The sequence below is a fragment of the Allocoleopsis franciscana PCC 7113 genome (genome assembly GCF_000317515.1).
GTDB lineage: Bacteria > Cyanobacteriota > Cyanobacteriia > Cyanobacteriales > Coleofasciculaceae > Allocoleopsis > Allocoleopsis franciscana.
The window spans coordinates 3,070,304-3,094,119 of sequence record NC_019738.1; the positions used below are offsets into that span (position 1 = coordinate 3,070,304).

13 protein-coding genes are annotated in these 23,816 nt (G+C 45.0%); 4 read left to right on the plus strand and 9 right to left on the minus strand.

Annotated elements, in window-relative coordinates; genetic code table 11:
- The first annotated feature begins 143 nt into the window (after positions 1-143).
- Positions 144-689 (plus strand): adenylate kinase-like kinase, encoded by a 546-nt coding sequence (locus MIC7113_RS12930; protein WP_015182607.1) that lies wholly within the window; start codon positions 144-146, stop codon positions 687-689.
- Here MIC7113_RS12930 and MIC7113_RS12935 read toward each other — a convergent pair.
- The 6 genes from MIC7113_RS12935 to MIC7113_RS36300 all read right to left on the minus strand — a co-directional run bounded on the left by MIC7113_RS12935 (position 667) and on the right by MIC7113_RS36300 (position 11,851).
- The gene (locus tag MIC7113_RS12935; protein WP_015182608.1) at positions 667-2,244 is read right to left on the minus strand and encodes an ArnT family glycosyltransferase; all 1,578 of its coding nucleotides are present in this window, start codon (positions 2,242-2,244) and stop codon (positions 667-669) included. The genes MIC7113_RS12930 and MIC7113_RS12935 overlap by 23 nt on opposite strands.
- A gap of 26 nt (positions 2,245-2,270) precedes the next feature.
- Positions 2,271-4,112 (minus strand): PAS domain S-box protein, encoded by a 1,842-nt coding sequence (locus tag MIC7113_RS12940; RefSeq protein WP_015182609.1) that lies wholly within the window; start codon positions 4,110-4,112, stop codon positions 2,271-2,273.
- The gene (locus tag MIC7113_RS12945; RefSeq protein WP_015182610.1) at positions 4,109-4,504 is read right to left on the minus strand and encodes a response regulator; all 396 of its coding nucleotides are present in this window, start codon (positions 4,502-4,504) and stop codon (positions 4,109-4,111) included. Before MIC7113_RS12945 ends, MIC7113_RS12940 begins: the two co-directional genes overlap by 4 nt.
- A complete protein-coding gene (locus MIC7113_RS37595) occupies positions 4,497-10,706 on the minus strand; it encodes a trifunctional serine/threonine-protein kinase/ATP-binding protein/sensor histidine kinase (RefSeq protein WP_015182611.1) in 6,210 nt (2,069 codons plus the stop codon). Before MIC7113_RS37595 ends, MIC7113_RS12945 begins: the two co-directional genes overlap by 8 nt.
- A gap of 729 nt (positions 10,707-11,435) precedes the next feature.
- Positions 11,436-11,618, minus strand: coding sequence for a hypothetical protein (locus MIC7113_RS12955; protein WP_015182612.1), 183 nt, complete (start codon positions 11,616-11,618; stop codon positions 11,436-11,438).
- Between the two features lie 80 nt (positions 11,619-11,698).
- Positions 11,699-11,851: a hypothetical protein gene (locus MIC7113_RS36300; protein WP_015182613.1), complete on the minus strand. Its 153-nt coding sequence runs from the start codon at positions 11,849-11,851 to the stop codon at positions 11,699-11,701.
- Positions 11,852-12,112: 261 nt separating this feature from the next.
- On the opposite strand from MIC7113_RS36300, the gene MIC7113_RS12960 reads away from it, so the two are divergent.
- Positions 12,113-13,870 (plus strand): M48 family metallopeptidase, encoded by a 1,758-nt coding sequence (locus MIC7113_RS12960; protein WP_015182614.1) that lies wholly within the window; start codon positions 12,113-12,115, stop codon positions 13,868-13,870.
- A 144-nt stretch (positions 13,871-14,014) separates the two neighbouring features.
- Here MIC7113_RS12960 and MIC7113_RS12965 read toward each other — a convergent pair whose 3' ends face one another.
- Both MIC7113_RS12965 and MIC7113_RS12970 read right to left on the minus strand, forming a co-directional pair.
- A complete protein-coding gene (locus tag MIC7113_RS12965) occupies positions 14,015-14,617 on the minus strand; it encodes a histidine kinase (RefSeq protein WP_226883640.1) in 603 nt (200 codons plus the stop codon).
- Between the two features lie 215 nt (positions 14,618-14,832).
- A complete protein-coding gene (locus MIC7113_RS12970) occupies positions 14,833-15,666 on the minus strand; it encodes a hypothetical protein (RefSeq protein WP_015182616.1) in 834 nt (277 codons plus the stop codon).
- A gap of 448 nt (positions 15,667-16,114) precedes the next feature.
- Here MIC7113_RS12970 and MIC7113_RS12975 point away from each other — a divergent pair, with 448 nt between their 5' ends.
- Together MIC7113_RS12975 and MIC7113_RS38090 are read left to right on the plus strand one after the other, a co-directional pair.
- Entirely contained in the window at positions 16,115-16,780 is a 666-nt protein-coding gene (locus MIC7113_RS12975) for a class I SAM-dependent methyltransferase (protein WP_015182617.1), read from the plus strand.
- 348 nt (positions 16,781-17,128) lie between these two features.
- Positions 17,129-20,509, plus strand: coding sequence for a DUF3160 domain-containing protein (locus MIC7113_RS38090; RefSeq protein WP_015182618.1), 3,381 nt, complete (start codon positions 17,129-17,131; stop codon positions 20,507-20,509).
- Positions 20,510-20,842: 333 nt separating this feature from the next.
- Here the strand turns inward: MIC7113_RS38090 and pruA are convergent, their stop codons facing one another.
- Positions 20,843-23,815 (minus strand): L-glutamate gamma-semialdehyde dehydrogenase, encoded by a 2,973-nt coding sequence (pruA, locus tag MIC7113_RS12985; protein ID WP_015182619.1) that lies wholly within the window; start codon positions 23,813-23,815, stop codon positions 20,843-20,845.
- Position 23,816 lies beyond the last annotated feature (1 nt).

The window sequence follows — 23,816 nt, forward strand, 5'->3', positions numbered from 1 at the left end:
CCTTCTTGTGTTGAGTATGCAACTGACAACGGTATTAGAGCAGATTGCATGTTTATGAATTACAGTAGGGATGATATGGAAGATTACACTCAGGTTAAAGCAAGAAGATAAACAATCTTTGATTTCTTAAAAGCAGAGTGGCGATGAAAAAAGTAGCGGTCTTTGGCAATACTGGAGGCGGTAAATCAACTCTAAGCAAGAGATTATCCCAAATCACTGGTTTGCCACTTCACGTCTTGGACAAGATTCAATATCAATCAGGAGGTCGTGAGGTTCCTCATGAAGACTATAAGCGTGCCCATCAGCAAATTTTAGGGACTGACCGATGGATTATTGACGGCTTTGGTTGCATGGAAACCCTCTGGCTACGACTGAACGAGGCGGATAGTCTGGTTTTTGTCGATCTACCGCTATATGTGCATTTCTGGTGGGTAACTAAACGACTCATCACAGGAGGCTTTTCTCCGCCAGAAGGCTGGCCGCAAAAGAGTCCAATCTTGAAAAGTTCGCTTACTAGCTACCGCGTGCTTTGGTTATGTCACAAACATTTGACCCCAAAATATCGTGAATATATCGAGCAGGCTCAAAGCATCAAAAGTGTTTATCACATTCGCTCGACTCAGCAGATTTCGCAATTTTTTGAATTAATTGAAAATGAGACTAACTTTAAAGAGGGGCAACAAAATTAGGTTTTGGTGTCACTAAAGTAAAGCCTTCTGCCGTACCCAAAGAAACACTATCGGGTAAGGATAACGCGGCTAATGTGGCGCTATCTAATAAAAGGTAAGGTTGCTTTGACCATACTCGTTGCAAAGTAGCGGTATCAGCGGGAATGACTTGGCGATCGCTATAAAAATTTAAACTGGGACGCCCATACCCAAACGACGTATAAACCACTTGAGTAGGATTAGTTTTCTCTCGAATTAAAGCTGCCACTGGTTTAACGGGAAAAGCTTCGTTTAATTCCCAAACCCAGGATTTAGATGTCATTAACAGCCCCAAAATTAAATACATTCCCAGGAATAACATGAGCATAAATCTTGGATTATTCTGTTGAATGAACCAAGCCACTACTCCCATTGTCAGGGCTACAACACCACCCATAAGGATTAAGACAGGCTGAGGGTCTGCCAAGATAAAGTAAACGCATCCTGCCAAGCCTGCAACTGCCAAAAATCCAAACATTACGATTAAAAATCGAGGATAGCGCTGATGATTTTGCCAAAACTCAGCGAGTTGAGCGGCAACAGCAAGAGCAAAAAAGGGATACACCGGCATGATATACCAGGGAAGCTTGGTATTCATTACAGAAATTATGAGCAAATAACCAATCGTGCCGATGAGAACCAAACAGCCCCAACTGCTCCGGCGTTTTTGCCAAGCCAGATACAAACCCCCAGGCCAAAATATCATCCAAGGCCAAGTATATTTGAGTAACTCTAGGAAGTAATACCAAGGTGCGCCCCCATGATTTTCAACAGTTTGAGACAGGCGTTCTAAACCTTGAGACTGAAAATGCACTTGTAAAAAGCTGGTTCCGTAATGTTGCCATTGGGCTATATACCAGGCGAATGCTGGCGCATTTCCTAATAATAATCCAAGCCAAAGATAGGGACTTGTTAATAGATTAAACTGCCGATCTACCAGGAGAAATGCTCCTGCGATCGCGCCAAGAGGTACCACTAATAAGCCTTTGGTTAAACCAATCAGTCCTACACCCAATCCCACCCCGACAGCCCAACGTCGATCTTGACGGGATTTGAGCAGGCAAAATAGCAGCAATAAGAAGAAAGAAACGGCTGTACCATCGAGCATTGCCAAACGTCCGTGACGCACAACAGGCAAGAGGGTTAAGTAAACACTGGCAGCCAAAACGGCTGGTAAACGTTGACGAAAAAGTTCTTGCCCTACCCCATAAAGTAGAGGTACGCCGCACGCTGAAAAGAAAGCACCGGGTAGGCGTGTGGTGAATTCATGAACGCCCCCCATACTGTAGCTTAATGCGATCGCCCAATCCATCAAAGGCGGTTTCAGGAGGTAGGATTTTCCCTGAAGCGTGGGATAAAGCCAGTTACCAGTGCGGTAAATTTCTCTAGCAACTAAAGCACGAGTTCCCTCATCCCAATCTCGTAAAGGTACGTTTCCTAGAGAAATTCCCCAAAGCACGAGGGCGGCTATAAAAAAGAATAAGAACCACTGGGCTTGGGTGAGCGAGTGATTCGAGATTACCGATAATTTTTTCATCAAATATAGATTAGCTATATGATTGATTAAAAGCGCTGTTCTTGATTCGGTATTGATGGAGAAAGCGGTAAAACCTTAGTCTTCTGAAACTGGCAACGTTGGAGATAAATTTGAGCGACGGTATCGTATGGATTCATGGTCAATACGGCTTCAAACATTTTGGCGGCTTCACTGAAAGACCGCTTATAGTAGAGCCATAAACCGCTTTCAAAAACTTTAAGCGTCGCTAATTTCCCCTGTCTTATTGTCGGTTCGTCTCCATCAAAAGCTTCAAAAACAGCAACGGCTTTTGATTTTCCCTTAACTTTAACTTGCTCAATAAAGCGAATACTATACTCGCCTGGGTGATTTAAACGCGCAAAAGTATGATGCGTAATTAACAGTGATACGCCATATTCTTTCGTCAAACTTTCCAGGCGGGAAGCTAAGTTAACTGAATCACTAATCACCGTACTATCCATGCGGTGTTCTCCCCCAACTGTACCGAGCATTAAAGGGCCCGTATTGATGCCAATCCCAATCCGCAGTGGCGTATAATTTGATTGAGCGCGGTGTTGGTTATATTCCGTGAGGCGATGCAACATGGAAATTCCGGCTTTGAGGGCGTCATCCGCATCGCCGCTAAACAGTGCCATAATTCCATCCCCCATATATTTATCAATAAACCCCTGATTCTCGATGATGGCGGGTTCCATGCGAGAAAGATAGGCATTAATTAATTTAAAAATATTTTGGGGAGTCATGGTTTCAGCGAGGGTGGTGAAGTCGCGAATATCTGCAAACAGCACCGACATTTCCTGATGGACTTGGTCGCCTAATTGCACATCAGCAATACTTTGTTTGTTTAAACATTGCAGAAATTGACGGGGGACAAAGCGGGAGAATGCTTGGTTAAGTTGAAAGAGTTCTTTGGTAAACTGAAGCCGATCGACTTCGGCTTTCTTTCGTTCCGTAATATCTTCCACAAATCCCTGATAATAGAGTAATGAACTATTAAAATCGAAGACAGCACGAGCATTTTCATTAATCCAAATGATGCTCCCATCTTTGCGATAAACCTGAGACTCAAACTCAGATACTGCTCCATACTGCTGCATTAAGGTGAGAAACTCAACTCGATGGTGCGGATCGACATAAAGTTGATGGTTGATGTCGGTAATGGTTGTCATCAACTCTTCAGGAGATTCGTAACCATATAATTGCGCCGTGGCCTGATTTGCACTCAAGAAACGTCCATCAGGAGTAATTTGAAAGATACCTTCCAGGGCATTTTCAAATATTTGACGATACTTTTGTTCGGCTTTCAACAAACGACTCTCTTTTTGGTGAAGTTGGTCAATCAGCATAGACTGCTCACGGTTAAATTTTGCCAACGTCTGATTCATTTCTTGAAGTTGGATATTCATGTGAGCCAGCGATTGATTCATTTCCTGGAGCTGGGCGTTCTGTTGTGCTAGTTTTTTATCCTGAGAATAGCTGTTAACCGCTTCTTTTACAGTTAAACAAAGGTCATCTGTCTGCCAGGGTTTGGCAATATAGCGATATAATTTTGCATCTTTGATGGCATTTCCAATCGCTTCCAAATCTGCTTGACCGGTCAGCATGATTTTGAGAGTTTTAGGTAAGATAAGGTGGACACGCTTTAATAGCTCATCCCCTTTCATTTTGGGCATTAGATGGTCAGAAATAATGACAGGGAATTCATAACCATCCGCTACTAATTCTGCAATTAACTCTAATGCCTCCTCTCCACCTTCTGCAATTTCAATTAGGTAATCATCGCCGATCGCCTCTTGAAGCTCTGTTCTGAGGCTTCTGAGTACCGTTGTCTCATCATCGACACAGATAATTACCTGTTTAGTCGTCATAGTTGGGCTAAGCCAGATTTGATCGTTTCTACTAATTCTTCTTCTGACCAAGGTTTAAACAAGCAGCTATGGAGATTAGCCTCCTCTTGTGCCCGTTTAATGGATACTTCATCAGCTTGACCCGTTAGCATGATGGTAATAATTTTGGGAAATCTCTGATGAACACGAATGAGAAATTCATCACCATTCATACCGGGCATTAACCAATCGGAAACAATCAAAATAATGCTGAGTTCATCTTCATTGAGTTCATTAATTACATCCAGCGCTTCATCAGCATCTTCCGCAACTTCATAGAGGTAAGAATCCCCAAAAGCTTCTTGAAGTTGTGCCCTCAGGCTCTGCAAAACCACTCTCTCATCATCAACGCACAGAATTACGGGTTTAGCCATTCGCTGCCTCCTGGATTGGATGAATCGGTAGAAACACCTTGAAGGTCGTGCAGCCCGGTTCGCTTTCTACCATAATTTTACCGTCATGCTTTTCAATAATTTTCTTGACGATATCAAGTCCCAAACCACTACCCTCTCCTGCGGGTTTTGTTGTAAAAAAAGGTTCAAATATTTTCGCTTGAATTTCTTCGGGTATTCCTTTTCCGGTATCGCCAATACTAATTTTAGCTTGCTGCTCATCCACCATGACACTAAGGGTTAAAATGCCTTGATAATCCATGGCTTGTAAGGCATTATGAATCAGGTTTGTCCAAACCTGATTGAGTTCATCAGGATAACATAACATCGTCGGTAAGTTGCCATAATTACGTACCACCTCAACCCCCTTCTTTAACTGATTATGATAGAGGGTTAGGACAGTTTCAATCCCTTCAGTCAGATTGGCTGGAGTCATTTCACCCGTCTGATCATAACGAGCATAGGTTTTTAGAGCAAACACAACTTTGGAAGCCCGTTCTGTGGCTGTATTAATGGTCATTGTGCCTCGTTTTAATTCTGACAGTTTATAAGCGAGGGCTAAGATTTGCGAACTATCAGGTTTTCTTAACAGGGGTAAAAACGGCTCAATGTCTTGAGAAATCCCCATAATAACGAGGCGATCAGCAATTACATCGGCGTTTTCAATGGCTGCCTCTTCGAGTTGTCGTCTTAAAGCTCTTTTGAATTGTCGCTCTTCTTTGGTTGAGAACGTTGATTCTTGTTGAAGTGAGCGTTGGAGTAAGGTTAAGAAATCTTGCCCTTCCTCTGGGGTGAGGGATTGAAATAGGGTAGGTAATTGTTCTAGGGTTTGACCTAAGAACTTATAAATATTTCCTGCGGAAGAGCGAATAGCTCCTAAAGGCGTATTAATTTCATGGGCAATGCCAGCCACTAATTGTCCAAGCGCCGCCATTTTTTCTGACTCGATTAATTGTTGCTGGGTGGTTTTTAATTGTTCTAAAGCAGCAGCTAATTCTTGATTTTTTGCCTCAATTTCTTGATTCATCTGTAAGGCGACATTCTTGGCTTCTCGTTCTTGAGCCAGACGCAGGCGATCGGCTTCTGCTTGCTTGCGATCGCTAATATCTTGCATGGTGGCGATCGCGTAAATAATATTGCCTTGTTCATCAAAAACAGGAGTTGTTTCTACCTCTAAAGGAATAACCGTTTCGCCTCGACGAATCTCCAGATCATCAAGGGTTACCCGTTCACCTTTTAAGGCACGCACAATCGGCAGGCGATCGGTAGGATAGAGTTGGTCAGTTCCCGCACGATAAACTTGATAAATGTTTGTTAATTGCTCGGCGGTAGCTTCTTTAACAACACATTTGCCCAATAATTGTTGCCCTGTCTGATTAGTGTAATAGAGTTTTCCTGTGGCATCGTGAACAGCTACGCCTACTGGCATGGCTTCTAAAAATTGAGCGAGCCTTTTTTCACTTTCTCCTAATTCTTTTTCTCGTTCGACTACTTCTGCATAGAGTTTGGCATTTTTAATTGAAATGGCGGCTTGAGAGGATAAAAGGTTTAAGACTTCCAATCGCTTGGGCGTAAAGGCTCCCGGAGTGAGATTATTTTCCAGGTAAAGAATACCAATTAATTTACCTTGATTTTTAATCGGACTACACAATACGGATTTAGGTTTTTGCTGAATAATATAAGGGTCAGCCGCAAAATGTTGAGGGACAGTAGCATCATGAATCACCAGAATTTCTTGCGTGCGCCAGACATAATTAATTAGGGAAACGGGAATGTCCTGAGAACCAAAAACGGGAATCGATTGTAGATTACAAACTTGACCAATCACGGTTTGAGCCGCGATCGCTAATGAATCTCCTTCTAGTAAAATCAGTGTTCCTTTTTCGGCTCCTGCATTTTCCATCACCACTTGCATCAAGGTTGAGAGCAACTGTTCGATCTGAATTTCCCCAGATAGAGTTTGAGAAGCTTTCATGACAGTTGCCAAGTCCAGAACGTCTGAACCTCCTCTACTGGTAGATGTAATGGTTCCCGTGGTTAGCTGAGTAATGGTATCGTCTACCTGACAGTTTATTTTCTGGTTAAGAAGGGAAGCCAGTAATTGAGGATAACGCTGTTCTAAATCCTCAACTTTAGCTTTTGCTCCCCAACGAGCATAGGCATAGTAAGCATTCGTCAGGTAAGTTTGAGCAATAATATTTTTGCCCCAGGCGAGGTAAAATTTAGCCGCCAATTCGTAAGCTAAAGCTTCTTCTTGGATATATTCATTTTCGTTGGCTCCTTGAATGGCCTTATCGTAACAATCCATGGCCTCAATCCATTGACCCAAAACCCGATGCCGTTCTGCTTCTACTAAATAAAATTTATGCAAATAATTCATTGGAGCATGGTCAGCCCATTTCTGCATTTTTTCCTGATTTGTGGTTACCTTCTCCAAAAGACTCTGTTGTTCAGTTTGAGGAGAATCAGGAAACACAGCCAATCGAGTTAAAGAATCATAAAAATAAAATAAAGGAATCAGTAAAGTCGCGGTTGCACCATCTAAATACTGCTCTGCAAGTATGGCCGTTTCAATGGCTAAGCGGGAATTATCAAACAGACAGCATAGTCTGAGTTTATTGACGGACAGGTTACAAATTGCATAGCGATCATTCGCTTGTTGGTGAATCGGCAACATTGTCTCTTCATTATAGGATTCACCCATTAAACGACATGGATCTTCAGCCTTTTTTATTAAGTTGAGAACGGCCTGTCGATAGATTTTATTGTAATTGAGATAAGTTTCTTGCTTGAGTTGAGCTAATACCTCACTGTAAGCTGCCATCTCTGGTTCAAGGCTCGCTAGCTGCTTGCCAGCAAAAGATGAATGAAAGGAGTATAGATAAGCACAATTGCTAGCAAATTCTAAATCTCCAGTTTCCAGCCCATTCGAGTAAGCGGCTCGAAACGCCGGCAAGGATTCCCTAACATGCTCTTTCCAAATCCCTACCGTTGCATGAAAGACGGTCAATATCTTAGTCTTGAGTTCTTTAGCTTGAAGTTTATCTAAAAGCCTTAAAGCCAGTTGACCAAATTGATAGCCTGTCTCAATATCTCCTACTATTCCACAGAGAATGAGTCCGTAATTAACATAGGCAAAAGCCGATAAAGAGGTATTGCCATATTGAGCTGATAAGATGACTTGTTTAAATACAATCAAAGGCATTAATTCGGGGACGGCAATAAAGGAGGCAGAAAATATACTGGAGAGGAGACGCATGGCTGCAAACGTGGTTGGATCAGTCATTTTTGGCAAGTCAATTAAGTCAGAAATTTGTTGGGATGCCAAATTTGATGTGATTTCTTCTAGTCCGCACTGAATATCTAACTGGCTTGGCTTCTGAGGAAATTCCACCCCCAATAATTTGAGAACTTGTAGGGCGATATTGACGGCTTCCAAAATCTTGTTTTGCGCGATATTGGCTTGGATATTAACTTCATAAGTTTTCACCTTATCCACCAGCGTCGTAGCAGAGTTTCGCACTATCTCCGCAAGTCTTTCCATCTCCTCAAAATCACCACTCAGGTATGCCGCCTCCGCTGCTTCATTATGCAAGGCTAAGGTTAGTTCATACTGACGTTGCCACCCTTGAGCCTCTAATAATTCCATGCCTACGTTTAAATACCGAATAGCCGCTGCATACGCGGTGGAAGCTTTTGCTTTATGTCCAGCAGTTAGATTTAACTGAGCAAGTTGATCACGTTCTGTGCGCTCATCAATTAACCCTACCCCTCTATTCAACTGGTTGACAATATCAAAATACTTCTCTTCCCAATTCTCTACAGTAGGGGCGCTACCTCCGTGTTTGCCCTTACTGAACAACAATCGCCCAATTTTAAGGTGAGTTGATGGCTTGTCTTGTTCAGGAATCAAAAAATAAGCCGCTTGCTGCACTCGGTCATGCAAAAATCGATAAGAAACAAATAACTCTTGAGACTGGGCAACTTTAATTGATTCGGTATCTTGAAAAAATTTGTAGACTTCAGTAATTGGAATAATCAGCCCTTCTTGCAATGCCCTCCACAAGTCAGCTGCCGTTTCAGTTTGAGATTTTTCATGTACAGTTGCCAGGGTTGCTAAATCAAATTGGTTGCCAATACAGGCGGCTAGTTGCAAGACCCTTTGGGTATTAATGGGCAGTTTTTGCAACTGAAGTGCCATAAATTCGACTACATCATCTGTCAAGACAAGAGTTCTTACTTGGGCAATATCGCATTGCCACCCTCCTGTACTTCCCTCAAGAACTAAGCTATTTTCTCCCCCCTTACTAAGGGAGGTTGGGGGATTAAATGTGATGAGTCCATCTTCATGCAGGGACTTTAAGAATTGATTAGTAAAAAAAGGATTTCCTTTGGTTTTGGTAAGAACCAATTCTGCCAAAGGAGCGGCTCGTTCTAAGGAACACGAAAGGGTATCAGCAATCAATCGATTGAGAGAAGGTTGGTCTAAAGGCGCTAAAGTAATTTGATTGACTGTCGCATCCGCTTCGCGAATTTCATCTAATGTCAACATCAGGGGATGTGCAGCAGAGACTTCGTTATCTCGATACGCTCCAATCAGTAACAAATAGCCAGTATCTGCCTCGCTCATTAGCAATTGCATCAGTTTCAAAGAAGCCGAGTCAGCCCACTGCAAATCATCCAGGAAAATCACTAGAGGATGTTTTTGGGTGGCGAACACTCGAATAAACTTTCTAAATAAAAGATTGAAGCGTTTTCGAGCCGCACTCCCCTCTAATTCTGGCACTTTTGGTTGCTTGCCAATTAACAGTTCTAATTCTGGAATTACCTCAACAATGACCTGACCATTTTCACCCAAGGCATCCAAGATTTTAGCTTTCCATGTATCCACCTCAGTAGTACTTTCGGTTAGCAGTTGCCGCATCAAATTTTGCAAGGCTTGCACCCAAGCTGAAAAGGGAATATCCCGCTTGAATTGGTCAAATTTTCCTTTGATGAAGTAGCCTCGTTGGCGCACAATAGGTTTTTGGACTTCATTCACGACAGCCGTTTTCCCAATACCCGAAAAGCCTGCCACTAACATCAGTTCGATTTGGGATTTTTGCACCTTCAAACTTTGTTCGGTGGTAGGGTTTTGGATGTTAAATTGGGAAGACAAAGGAGAGATTAATCCGAAAATTTCGTTAGACATTTCTCCCTTGCCACTGACCCGATCAAAGGCGGCTAACAGCGTGGCAACTTCGGCTTCTCGACCGTAAAGTTTTTCGGGAATCGCAAAGCGATCGCAGATATCCTTTTCGCCTAATCGAAAAGTTTGAATACTGCAATTTTCTGAATATCTTTGCAAACAGGTTTCCAAGTCCGCTCGCAATCCAAACGCACTCTGATAGCGTTCTTCCGCCGTTTTTGCCATCAACTTCATCACGATATCATTCACCTCCTGAGGTATAGAGGAAATTAGTTCGATGGGCGGAGTTGGAATTTTGGCAATATGGCAGTGAACTAACTCAATGGGGTCGCTCGCTTGAAAAGGCAGTTGTCCGGTTAGCAGTTCGTAGAAGGTAACACCCAATGAGTAAAAATCCGTGCGGTAGTCGATTCCTCGATTCATCCTTCCGGTTTGTTCCGGAGACATATAAGCAAGGGTTCCTTCTAGAACATTGGGGTTTTGAATTTCTTGACTTTCTCTAGGCAGTAAAGAGGCAATACTAAAATCAATCAGTTTTATTTGGTTATTATCTGGATGAATTAAAATGTTATCTGGCTTTATATCTTTATGGATAATTCGATGGTGGATTAATCCTTCTAAGGTTTGGACAATCTGAATCGCAATGTTGAGAAATTCTTTGAGAGAATCAGCATTCCTTCCCATACCCTCTGTATTTCCCATCTTCTGCTTGAGGGAAACGCAGCCATAGTCTTCCATGACTAAGGCATAACCATTGCGGTAGTTTTCCAGAGCTAAGGGTTTTACAATCCCAGATAAATCAAGGTTTTTAGCAATAGTGTACTGATTGCGAAACTGTACCAATTCCTTGAACGTAGGATATTCACTTAACAGCAATTTCAGCACGACCGGTTTTTGGTCATGAGATCGCACCCCTCGATAAACCTGGGTTCTAGAGCCGGAATAGATTTTGTCAAGAATGCGATATCCGGTCAGTGTGACAAAATTGTTGCTCATAAGAAATCCTTCATCGTGGGAAACTCCGTCTATGACAGACCAGAGAGGAACACGTGGGAGCGGTTAAAACCGCCTACCCGCCAACTGTTGTAGGAAAGAAACTTAATCTCAATGGATTCCACCTCAACCCTCCTAGCTCTTCTCGCCAGTTTCCGGAGAAACAAGAGATGTTGTTTCCTGGCTGGCTGAAGGTTGGCAAATTTTAAAGGACCTCCCGTTGGAGTGTTGTAAGTTAAGAATACTCCATGAGGCAGGATGGATATGAAAACTTGAGAAAATTGGGACATTGCCAGATAGACTAAGGCAATTTCTGTCAAGGTTTAATGACTCAGCTAAGAGTGGGGGTAAAGTGTGAAGTGAAATTTTCCATTGGTGAGATGCACTTGCCTACCTTAGCCGATTTTTACCAAGTCAGTCGTGGGCGCTGACATGTAACTCTTTCTCCAGAGGAAATTGAGCTGAAATGTAATAGAATTGCATACACCATTCAGCTAAAGTCTCCAGACTTTAGATCTTCTCAAAGATAGCGTTGAAACTGTATAAAAGATTTTGTTGACTTTCCAGTGAAAGTTAGAATTGGTTTATAAACGGAAGTTCCCCCACGTGGGGGAACTTCCGGTAGCCTTAAGCCCTTGTCTGAGCTGGCGAACCGCCAAAGTGGGCAGAATTTACATGACTACAATCAGAACATTTAAAATGGCTCTATCCATCTGAGAGCAAGGCTTTGAGCTAATTGGAAGTCCCCATTGAGGAGGAACTTCCGTCTAAAGCGATGGGAGCTACCGGCTGAACAACGGCTGCTCTTTCTGGCTCTCTATCGGCTCTCGGACTAAAAACGACAGCTCCTGTAGCAAAAGTGGCTCCGGCAATCACCCAAAAGACTAGATTTAAAAAGGTATCTGATTTTTTCATCTTTTTTCACCTATTTTTATATAATGAAACCCAAGTTGAATGAGCTACAAGTGTATCCACTATTGTTGTATTCTTGTTTTTTATTCTCTTTGTAACGTCGCTAAATTTGGATTAGGCGAGGCTCCATACAACTGACGGCCAAAGTAGCCAAGCGGTAATCCTGCTGCTAAGCCGAAGATTAAAGCAGCCATCAAAATAGAGGTAACATTCGCTGTAGCATTTCTATTCAACATGAAAAGCGTCCTCTTCAACTGTTCGTCCTATCTTAATGAAATCAAAAAAAAAAATAATTACGTCCCCCTCCATACTTATGTCATTGGTGACATTTCCGAAGAAAATAGAAAAATGTGCTGTCCCCTTTGAGGTAGTCATAGATAAAAAAGCTAGTTGGTAATAGCTAATTAGTAATAGGTATTGATACCAAATCCGACGGGTATACCCCGTTGTTAAGCGTCTAAACCCTCTGCCTATCTGAATATCCCCACCATTTTCTGATGAAAACTCTCTGGAACACCTTGCTCATCTCAATCGGTCTGTTATTACCAAACTCAACCGTCGTTGTTTTAGCGCAGTCTCTGAGCAAGACAATTGAGGAACCAGTAGCAATCGCATCCACAGGTATTGTTGTAGCCGAAAAGCTGTCTCCTGCCCAGCCTCCGCCCACCCTTGTGGTTCCTGTGCTGGAAACCACACCGGAAACTCGCCCCGCAGGAACAGCAGTGGAGAGTTCAGGCGAGAGTCCAGAAACCCCTGTCATTCCCAACACCACTCCTAACTCCACACCTGTCGCACCAACCGCCGAGGAAACGCCAGCATCTACCCAAACGGAGAGTTCCGAAGACAAATCCAGTACTGAAGAATCTGCCGATGCCCAAGCACCAGAACTCAGTCCGGAAGAACTCGCACGCCAGGAAAAGCTCATCCAAGCCGATCAATTGTTTATGAATGGGCAGGTGAGTGCCGCCCAGAAATTGTATCGTGCCGCTAAAGAACCTTTTCCCACAGGCGAACTAGCCGAGGAAACAGCGCAACCTGAGCCGATTTACGACGCTGCCCAGTTACCCGCTGCTGGTGCGGTGTACTGGCGCATGTCTGGAGAGGGGTTAGAACAAAAGCTGAAAACCAAGATTTTTGTGCCCCTGGAGTCTTTAGTTGAGCGGTTTCCGCAATTTATTCCTGGGCATTTGCGCTACGCCCAAGCCCTGAAAGAGTATGAGCAGTCAGAAAAAGCGTTACAAGTCTTAGAGCGAGCCAGTTCTCTGTATCCCAAAGAACCGGAGTTACTCAAAGCGACAATTACCGCTATGGGTGAACAGAAGAAGTGGCTGGAGGCATCCCTGACGGCGAGACAATTTGCCTTACTGTATCCAGATCATCCCCAAAGTAACGAGTTTTCTCAGTTGGCGGATGAAAATCTAGAGCGATATCGCAATTATATGCGTCGGGAGTTACGCGGAAATGCGATCGCCAATGCCATCACAGGTGCACTGGGCCTTGTGTTCACGGGCAATTTGTTTGGCCCCATTTCCGCGATTGACTCGACAGTCATGTTGCTACGTGGAGAATCAGCGGTGGGAGAATCGGTTGCTAACCAAGCTAAACGGCAACTGCCCCTAATGGAAGACGAAGAAGTTCTCAACTACGTGCGTGAGGTAGGGAATAAACTCACCTTAGTAGCAGGAAGGAAGGATTTTGAATACGAGTTTCATGTAGTGATGGATGATCGGCTCAATGCTTTTGCCTTGCCGGGAGGTAAGGTATTTGTTAACGCGGGTACTATCTTGAAAACCCGCTCTGAGGCGGAATTAGCGGGATTATTAGCCCACGAGTTAGCTCATGCCGTGTTGTCTCATGGTTTTCAGTTGGTGACTCAAGGCAACCTGATAGCCAACATTACGCAATATATCCCTTTAGGCGGCACGGCGGCGAATCTCATCGTCCTCGACTATAGCCGGGATATGGAACGTCAGGCGGATGCCCTCGGCACACGCATTCTAGCAGCGAGTGGCTATGCTGCTGATGGATTGCATAACCTGATGGGAACACTGGAGAAGGAAGAACGCGATCGCCCTTTGTTTGCATGGCTTTCCACTCACCCTGATACGAGGGAAAGAACTCGCAATATCGAAACGTTGATTCAGCGCAATGGCTACAATCGCTATACCTACGAGGGAGTATCGCGACACGTCGAAATTCAAAAACGAGTTGCACAACTTCTTAAAGAGTACAAAGAGCGCGAGAAGAAAAATTGATGTTTGATGCTATTTCCGGTTCTCCTTCTCCCACAATTTACGCCAAATACAAATAAGCACGAAAGAACTTATCCGTGCTTACTTGACCCATATTTCTACTGAACCGAGGCTCTAGGAAGACAATGGCTGAAATAGCTGCCTACCTTATCGAACTTCTTTTCGCTCCTCAACGATAAAGACCTCTGGCTCGCCATCCCGATCTATGTCGCGAGTGTCAGTCAGCACTTCTCTCGTTACCACCCGTTCGCTCCTTGGAGCCGATTCAGCTTTGACCTCTGTTCGAGCAGGCTTCGCTTTTATAAGATCGGGAGCATCATAGATTCCGAATTCATCAACATTATGCCTACGCATGATATCTCGGGCGCGATGAAGGTCATCTTCCGTTCCATTGACCATCAATAAATGTTCGCCACCTTTGACGCGCTCATTGTACACCTTGGCTCTTTCTTCAGGAATGCCCAGACCAACCAAGCCGCCAATGATACCGCCGGCTGCCGCACCAATTCCAGCCCCTGCCAGAGTAGAGGCAAAAGCAGGGATTCCTACTCCTGCTGCCAATAGTGGACCAACACCAGGAATAGCTAATACACCGACACCGACTAAGAAACCGCCAACACCACCCAAGATAGTACCAGCCGTTGCGCCTGCCGCCGCTCCTTCCTTGGCTTCGTTTCCGTGTTTCTCTGTGACTTCCTTCGCGCCCTCGATATCCTCGATATGCCGCGTTATTAAGGAGACTCTCTCCATATCAAAAGCCGACTTCTTGAGGTCACGAAGTGTTGCTTCAAGGTCTTCGTGCTGTTTGAAAACACCTACAGCACGTTTGTCGTAACCGTGTACATTAACAAACTTTTCGTTTTCGTTTCGCATGATTTTTTTCCTTTGATTTAGTTCAACAACTTAAGGGATGGTTAACCTTTTCTCTTTACTGAATTTGAAAAATTTGGGTTGTCATGAAGTAGCTACTTGGTCTCTACGGCAGACGGATAAACGCGGTCGGCTACAATGACAGGTCGATTGGTGTATCTAGCCAAAAACTCTTTGGTTTTATTGGCATCCCAGCCTAGATTAGCTGTTTGTAACACTTGGGCATCAGGCTGACGCGCTACGCCAGTCACTACGACATATTCACCTTCTTGAATTGGACCGCCTTGAAGATTGCGATCAACGCCAACAACCATTATTCCGATATCATCAACCCAACCATCTTCAAATACAGCGAACCCATTGGTCGTGTTTGGTAATTTTCTGACCTTACCCTTGATGGCAATTTCCTTATTAAAGTAGCCTGCGGGAGCTTTATAGAGGTTTTCGGGAGTAGGAGCAAGCGCTAGAGATTGGGCAACAATAGCAGGTTGATTTTCGTAATCTACATAGAGATTCGGTTCTAAACCCAGATTATATTTCTTGTCGATGTCGGCAACTCTCAACTGCTCAACTTGACCTGTTGCTTGAACGGGTACATTTGCACCAGGCAATGTAAAGGTAGCGCCACTAGCATTAATCACTAAAATGGGTTTCCCATCCGGTGGCGTCATCACAAAGCCGCTCTTTCCCACTGCTTTTGTGACTGTGCTTCTCACTGTTACCATTTTTCCCAGGGAATTTGCAGCATCGCCTGACAGTTGTGAAACTTCATTAGCCGTAACGTTAGTTTTTTCCTGCTGGATCTCCTCGTTACGGGTAAGATTAGTGCAACTGGGAAGCAATAAAGTGGATAGTCCAAGAGCGATCGCTCCCAGGTAAGCCCCTGTTCTTTTGTTCTCGTAGAGGAACGAGTAAACTTGATTCGGCATGATTCTCTTCGTACTCAACTAAAATCCTTACAGGTTAATTTCGTCAAGAAATTAACGCTTTGCATCTATCTAGGTGATGCAAGGTAAGTTATATTGGAACCTCTGCACAACAATCATTGAGACGGCTAATCAGGCAACTTGATTTACTTTTTCTACCTATTCACTTCACAACAAAAGCTAATGCTTTTTTCCAAGTATCAACCTCAGCCATCCAAATTCTATATCGTTGCGACTTGGAAGGTACTGTTTCGAGATTATGTTGGTTCTACTAAATTTAACTCTATCTGTGGAGTGACTTTTTTTGCTCTAAGGACGGAGTGATCTATTCCCTCTTTCGTGAGGAAGAATTCTCCGCTCTCCCTAAAGAAGTAGTAATTTTACTTTAAAATTTTTTTGGGAAGTTCTTTAGAGAAGAGAAATTCCAAATATCAATTGGAGGAGATGAGTAATGGAACGAGTTACTGAACCGGAAGTCATGGATAGTGTACAAGAAGCAATTGAGTATGATGCCATGGATTTCTTGGAGGTTAATACAGCTTTTGCCGAACTGGCTGTTGAACTGGGGCCACAAGAGGGGCTGATTCTTGATGCCGGGACTGGCACTGCCCGAATTCCCATTCTCATGAGCCAAAAGCGTCCCCAGTGGCAGATTATTGGGATTGATCTGGCACAATCCATGCTGGATATTGGGCAAAAGAATGTTGAGCAATCTGGTTTGCAACAACAAATTCAATTGGAATGGGTGGACGCGAAGCAGCTACCTTATCCCAATGAACACTTTGATATGGTCGTCTCCAATAGCCTGATCCATCATCTGCCAAACCCATTACCTTTTTTATTGGAACTCAAGCGAGTCCTCAAATCGAATGGAGCGATTCTTCTGCGGGATTTACTTCGACCGGATTCTCAGGAAACTTTAGAGGCGATCGTTAATCGAGTTGCGGCTGATTGCAATACTCATCAAACGCAGTTATTTCGTGATTCTCTTCACGCGGCTTTCACGCTAGATGAAGTGAATCAAATGATGGAAACAGTGGGTCTGGAAGGTGTTAACGTTTATCAATCTTCTGATCGACATTGGACGGTTGAACTCAGATCTTGCACCACCCCCTAGTGGTCTGTTTTCTTGCCTCGTAGGTGTCATTCTGAGCGCAACCAAGTGGAGGGAAGACTCCAGATTTTTCGTTGAGTCAGAGATGCCTTCACTCTGCGCGATCACTGTTCAGTATGACAAATTCGATACTTTGAAAACACACCCCAACCTCCCGGGTTAGAGAACTGGAAAAACATCTGACGAAATTGACCTCATAAAACTTAACAGTCTTGTTGCATAAAAAAGAGAATATAACGTTGAGTAAATATTGAGTAGCGATCGCCTCCGATCTGCATACCTGCCCGCTACTCAGAACTAGATCTGATTAAACCAACTTGCATAAGTCAGTTTGCTCAAGGAGAAACGTCAATGACGATCGCACCCATTGCCAAAGACTCTGCTGACGTTTTTGGGTACACAACGGCATTTGAGGAAGCGCTAAAAGAAATTGGGCAGATTTCACCGCAAGAATTTGCGAGACGATATACCAGCAAGGCTAAATATCTGCCTCAAATCAGCTTCGACCCAACAACTGCCGAGTTCTGGGACGATTTTCATAAGAAAGAAAAGTTTCGACTTAATGCAGAAGAACTGGCAATCTTTAAGAAAAACGGCTTCGTAGTTAGCGAACGGCTGGGAGGGCAGAATTTTGCCGATCTATTCTATCGTATCTACAGCCACGATCTGCCAGTGTTCGTTTCTGCCGATGCGCTGCTTCATGCTTGGCATCGTTCCTACGATGCGATTCTCGAAGAACTAGAAGAGACTTACCTGTCTAGTTCGCTCTCTGAGATTCTTGAAGGTATGCAAAAGGGGATTCCTGATACTTGGAACCAGTATGGCAGCGGGGTGCTGAGTGAGAGCGTGAAGGATGCTGACTACTTCCTTGCTGTAGCGCGTTCTCTGCTTGCAGATAAGACTCTCAAGACTTACTTAAAACAGGATGCCCGCGTAGCCGAAACACTCGAAGCAATAAAAGGTCAGAAACTTCAAGAATTTGAGCTGTTTGGACGCGAGCGCAAGGTGGATTTTTCTCAATTTAAAGTGTGCGGACATTATGAGAACTCCGAACTCCTGAAGCGATACTTCCGTGCCATGATGTGGTGCGGTAGAATTGACCTCCGCATTGCTGGTTCATTGGACGAATCCTCACCGCGAGAACTCGGCGCAGCTGTAATTCTCTACGATCTCCTGAAACAATCCGGCAAATTTGAACAATGGCAGAAATTCGACCAATTGCTTCAGACCTTTGTGGGTCGAACTGATTCTATGACCTTTGCCCAACTGGGTGACATTTTAGACAAGGCTAAGATTAAATCCCCAACAGATGTCAAGAATTGGGGAGTGCTATTGCAACTGGAAGCTGACATTTTGGCAAGTAAAATCGGCGTTCAGCACATTCGCAGTCACTCCTACGTTTCCCCATTTGGACTGGAAAAGATTAAACTGCCGAGATCGTTCACTATCCTGGGTCAAAAGTTTGTGGTAGATAGCTGGGTCACATCTAAAGTTGTATTCGACGATATAGAGTGGGATGGACAGAAAGTACAGCGTCGTGTTCCTACCTGTCTAGATGTCGCTTTTGCTGCTTTAGGGAATGACCAGGTGGTGCCAGAACTCGTGGCACGCATGACTGACAAAGCAGGACGACCGTTCAGAGATGGATTCAACTATCAGCACAACTTAGCAGCAGTTAAGAGTGTAATTGATGAGCAAAATCCAGCCGTCTGGGAAGAGAACATTTATATGAGCTGGCTTGCTACCTTGCGCGAACTCTCTGCACCCACTACAGACCGCAAGTATCCTGAAGCCATGAGTACCCGTGGATGGGCAATGAAGACACTTAATACGCAATTGGCTTCGTGGACACAATTGCGTCACGACACAATCCTTTATGTCAAACAGTCCTACACCTCTAGTATCTCTTGTTACTACCCAGCGGGTTTCGTGGAACCAAAGGTCGAATTCTGGAAGCGCTTTGAGAAAATGGCGTTGCTAGCTGCTGATCTGATAGAGAAAATTCCTTTCTCAGAGCGTTTAGTTAAGGCATCTGACGGATGGGGCAATAAAATAAAGTTTCCACTCCAATACGTACAGGAAAGACAAACTACGTTCTTCAAAAACTTCGCCGAGAAGTTATCTATCCTCAAAGGGATTGCGGTGAAGCAAGTTGCACAGGAGAAATTCACTGAAGCGGAAACCGAATTTTTGAGGAAGATTGTCGAGATAATCGGTCACGGGTCCATGCAACCAACATACAGCGGTTGGTATTTTGGTCTTTTCTATAAGGGTCATGAGGATTCTAAAAAACAGGATGCAATTGTTGCCGATGTACACACAAATGTGCCTGCACCAGGAGATCCAGGCTGTGTGCTTCACCAGGGTGTGGGTAATGTCGATCTGCTGATGATTGCCGTGGACAATGGTGAGAACAAGATGGTCTATGCAGGCCCCGTTCTGAGTCACTATGAGTTTGAGATGCCAGGAGTCTCACGCCTATCAGATTCTGAATGGCTCAATAATCTTAAAATTGCTAAGGTTCCACCCCGACCGAACTGGACGAACAGCTATCTTGCACCTAAAGAAATTTTTCAGCTCACCAATCAAACAAGCCTAAACCTTGCTGGTAAGCAACTAACGGAGCTTCCAAAAGAAATCGGCAATCTTACCGATCTGACATGGCTATACCTCAACCGTAATCAACTAGCGACGCTGCCACCGGAAATCGGTAATCTCATTAATCTGAGAGTGCTATCCCTTGAGAATAATAGACTGACAAAGCTACCAAAAGAAATTGGCAATCTCTCCCATTTGAGAGGACTATACCTTAGTGGGAACTATCAACTGAAGGTGCTGCCAAAAAAAATCAGTAATCTCACCAATTTAACACAGCTAAACCTCAGCTCTAATCAACTGAAGGTGCTGCCGAAAGAAATCGGCAATCTCACCAATTTAACACAGCTAAACCTCAGCTCTAATCAACTGAAGGTGCTGCCAAAAGAAATCGGCAATCTCACCAACTTGACGCTGTTAGACCTCAACGGCAATCAACTGACGGAACTGCCACCGGAAATCGGCAATCTTACCAATCTGGAAGTGCTATACCTCAGCCGCAATCAACTGACAGCCTTGCCAAAAGAAATCGGCAATCTCACTAATTTGACCGAGCTAGACCTCAGTGAAAACGAAAATGTGCTGCCAGCAGAAATTGGCAATCTTACTAATCTAAGAAGGCTATACCTCAATCGCAAGCAACTGACAGTGCTGGTACCGGAAATTGGGAATCTTACCAATCTGAAAACGCTATCCCTAAAAGATAATCAACTGATAGCGCTACCCCCTGAAATTGGCAAGCTTACTCAGCTAAAATGGTTAGATATAAACAAAAATCAACTGAGGCAACTGCCACCCGAAATTGGGAATCTTACTAATCTGACAGAGCTATACCTCTACGACAACCAACTGACAGCGCTGCCAAAGGAAATTGGCAACCTCACCAATTTGACAAAGCTCCACCTTTACAAAAATAAACTGATGGCGCTGCCCCCCGAAATGGGAAGACTAACCAACCTGATAGAGCTATACCTCGACTACAATCAACTGACAGCGCTACCACCGGAAATTGGTAATCTCACCAATCTGACACAGCTAAGTTTCTACAATAACCAACTGATTTCACCGTCGCCTGAGATTGTCAAGCAAGGAACGCAGGCAATTTTGGCATATCTTCGAGAGCAATTAGTAGGATAGCTAACGGCAGTAGAACGTATTGTGAGTACAAGTAACTAGCTCAGCCGAAGTACCCCCAATTCTCATTGAGGAAAAAATTGAGAATGAAAAAATGCATCTACTGTAGAGGAGGGGAACACTTCACTGGATGAGAGATATCGCATGACCGGTCAAGAAGCCGGTACTGATGTCCAATCAGGTGCCGAACCGGAAGCACCTGGAGGTGAAGTCAAGGTGATTGGTGCTCCTAATCAAGGAACTGATTCTCGTTAAACAGATTCTTGACCCAAGAAAGGGCGAACAAACCGTTCGCCCTTTCAACTATTAATTCTCAGTTGATCAAACCCTTTACCTTTAATCCGCTCCTTCAATAGGCGCAAAGCCTTGACGCTGAATGTTCTCCGTAATCGTGCGCGGTTCGAGGAATTGCAACAAATAGTCGGGGCCACCCGCTTTGGAACCCACGCCAGACATCTTAAAGCCGCCGAAGGGTTGTCGCGACACGATCGCCCCTGTAATGGTACGGTTGATGTAAAGGTTGCCCACTTCAAAATCCACCGAAGCTTGCTCAATATGGGACGGCGTGCGAGAGTACAATCCCCCCGTCAGTGCATAGTTGGTACCATTGGCAATATCCAGGGCTTCTTGAAAATTCTTCGCCGGAATCACAGCCACAACAGGGCCAAAAATTTCTTCTTGGGCAATCTTGGCATTGGGTGAAACATCCTTAAAAATCACCGGGCCAATAAAATAACCCGTATCGGGTGCGGACATTTCCAGAGCCACTTTAGCCTCTTGACGCCCCGTTTCAATATACTCTCGAATCCGATCGCGTGCCGTGGCATCAATCACCGGGCCAACTTGAGTACTGGGGGCTTCTGCTGGACCAATATTGAGCGATCGCGTGGCTTCCACGAACCGTTCCACAAAGGCATCATACACCGGTTCCAACACCACCACTCGCGAACAGGCAGAACACTTCTGACCGCTATAGCCAAACGCCGACTGCACCGCACCCGCCACCGCTTGATCCAGGTCTGCACTTTCATCCACAATGAGGGCATTCTTGCCGCCCATCTCTGCAATCACCCGCTTCAAGTGCTTTTGCCCCGGTTGTACGGTAGCAGCATCCGAGAAAATCCGGCATCCCACTTCCTGGGAACCGGTAAAGGCAATCAGATGCACATCCGGATGATTCACCATGTAAGCACCCACCTTGGAACCCTTGCCGGGGACGTATTGAAAAACGCCCTTCGGTATCCCTGCATCCACCAAAATCTCTGCCAATTTGGCGGCAATCACCGTAGAGACTTCCGCTGGTTTGAGTAAGGTGCAATTCCCCGCCACCAATGCGGCAACCGTCATCCCCGTAGCAATGGCAAACGGGAAGTTCCAGGGAGAAATGACTACCGCAATGCCTCTAGGTTGATAAACATAGCGATTATTCTCCCCCGGAATGTCGTAGTTATGTCCTTGATCGAGACGTTCTACCTCGTCGGCATAATAGCGGCAAAAATCAATCGCTTCCGAAACTTCCGCATCCGCTTCCCGCAGGGGTTTGCCAACTTCCAACACCACCCACGCGCAGAGTTCGTCCCGGCGTTGTTCCATCAACTCTGCGGCTTTCCGCAACACCCCAGCCCGTTGTCGGACGGGGGTTTTCCGCCAACTTGGGAATGCTGCTTTCGCCGCTTGCAGGGCTTGTTCGGCTTGTTCTACACTAATCAGTCCAATTTTCCCAATCACTTCACTGGGGTTGGAGGGGTTGACAGAATCAACGATATCTGCTGTGGTTTGATACTCACCGTTGATCAGAGGTAAGTACGTTTTACCCAGCCGTTGACGAACGCTCTTCAAAGCTGATTGCGCCTTCTTGCGGGCATCCTCCCCGGCATAGTCGGTATCTGCCACATTGGGAAACCCCGTTCTCCGTTCAGGGGAGTGTTGAGGAGATGCCACCACGGGTGCTGCCAACAGTTCCTCAATCGGACGTTCTTCCAAGTTTTGGCGCAAGAAGGAACTATTAGCGGTATTTTCCAACAATCGCCGGATCAAGTAAGCCATCCCTGGCAGCAAGTCCCCATAGGGCGCATACACCCGCACCCGATGCCCGCGCTTGACTAAGGCTTTTGCCAGTTGATCCCCCATGCCGTAAAGCACTTGCATCTCGAAGCGGCGGCGGGGGATGTTGAGGCTTTCGGCTATGGCGATGGCTCGTGCTTGCGATCGCACATTATGACTCCCAATGGCAGAATAAACATACTCGTGATTTTCCAACAAAAGTTGGGTAATCTTCTCATAATTGGCATCGGTTTCGGCTTTATCGTTATATACCGGCTGAGGCCAATCTTTTTGGGCGGCTTTAATCGTCTCCTGATCCCAATACGCCCCTTTAACTAAGCGCACGGTGATGGGATATCCCCGCTGTTTAGCCCAATCTATCAAGGCTTTGGCATCGTTCTCGCTATCCCGCAGATAAGCTTGCACTGTCATGCCGATATCGGTGCGAGTCCGGAATTCTTCTTCCATCAACAAGTCTTTGAGGATGGCAAAGGTCATGTCTTTGTAGACATACTGTTCCATGTCAAAGTGAACCGCAGCACCGAGTTCCTGAGCACGACGCAGCAGGGTGCGGATGCGATCGCACACTCGTTCTCGGCTACCCTGAGGATCGAGGGGGTCAAATTGGGAGTAAAATGCCGTTAACTTAACGGACACTTGAACTCGTGGCAACGGTTCTCCATCGGCAACATCAATTTCTGGCACCGATGACCAGTTTTGCGCTTCCTGCGTCAGTTTTTCCATCAAATCAAGATAGCTTTGCAGGTAAGATTGCGCCTCGGCTTCTGTAATCACCGCCTCTCCCAATAGGTCAAGGGTAAATCCCATCTTATCTTTGCGTAAGCGTTCAATGGTCTTGAGGGTTTGTTTAATATTTTCCCCGGCAATATATTTATGCGCTAACGTTTCCACGGCAGTTGCCACGGTTGTTGCCGCCACTTGCCCCGGCAGCGAATCCGCTTGGGCAAAGTTGAGCATCCCTTTGAGGGCGGATGGCAGTTCAACCGATTCATCGCCTAGATATTCCTGCAAATGACGGGCAATTTCTGGCTTGCTCCGCAATGCGGGTAAAGTGTCAATGAAGCGAAATAGCTGCACCCGCAAACCAGGGTTACTCATCGCCCAATCCAGCAACTTATCATCCCAGCGGATTTGGTCGCGCACCTGGGCAAAAAAGGAGCGCTTTTCTCGTGTGGCTGCCAAAAGTTGTTTAGCAATTTCTTGGGTTTTGGCTTCGTAGGGGCGCTCGGATACTTCTAAGACCACA

Excerpts from the sequence above, each read along its gene's own strand:
- MIC7113_RS12960 (WP_015182614.1), top strand. The coding sequence starts at position 12,113 with ATGAAAACTCTCTGGAACACCTTGCTCATCTCAATCGGTCTGTTATTA.
- MIC7113_RS12930 (WP_015182607.1), top strand. The coding sequence starts at position 144 with ATGAAAAAAGTAGCGGTCTTTGGCAATACTGGAGGCGGTAAATCAACT.
- MIC7113_RS12945 (WP_015182610.1), bottom strand. The coding sequence starts at position 4,504 with ATGGCTAAACCCGTAATTCTGTGCGTTGATGATGAGAGAGTGGTTTTG.
- MIC7113_RS12940 (WP_015182609.1), bottom strand. The coding sequence starts at position 4,112 with ATGACGACTAAACAGGTAATTATCTGTGTCGATGATGAGACAACGGTA.
- MIC7113_RS38090 (WP_015182618.1), top strand. The coding sequence starts at position 17,129 with ATGACGATCGCACCCATTGCCAAAGACTCTGCTGACGTTTTTGGGTAC.
- MIC7113_RS12975 (WP_015182617.1), top strand. The coding sequence starts at position 16,115 with ATGGAACGAGTTACTGAACCGGAAGTCATGGATAGTGTACAAGAAGCA.
- MIC7113_RS12955 (WP_015182612.1), bottom strand. The coding sequence starts at position 11,618 with ATGAAAAAATCAGATACCTTTTTAAATCTAGTCTTTTGGGTGATTGCC.
- MIC7113_RS12970 (WP_015182616.1), bottom strand. The coding sequence starts at position 15,666 with ATGCCGAATCAAGTTTACTCGTTCCTCTACGAGAACAAAAGAACAGGG.
- MIC7113_RS37595 (WP_015182611.1), bottom strand. The coding sequence starts at position 10,706 with ATGAGCAACAATTTTGTCACACTGACCGGATATCGCATTCTTGACAAA.
- MIC7113_RS12935 (WP_015182608.1), bottom strand. The coding sequence starts at position 2,244 with ATGAAAAAATTATCGGTAATCTCGAATCACTCGCTCACCCAAGCCCAG.
- MIC7113_RS36300 (WP_015182613.1), bottom strand. The coding sequence starts at position 11,851 with ATGTTGAATAGAAATGCTACAGCGAATGTTACCTCTATTTTGATGGCT.
- MIC7113_RS12965 (WP_226883640.1), bottom strand. The coding sequence starts at position 14,617 with ATGGAGAGAGTCTCCTTAATAACGCGGCATATCGAGGATATCGAGGGC.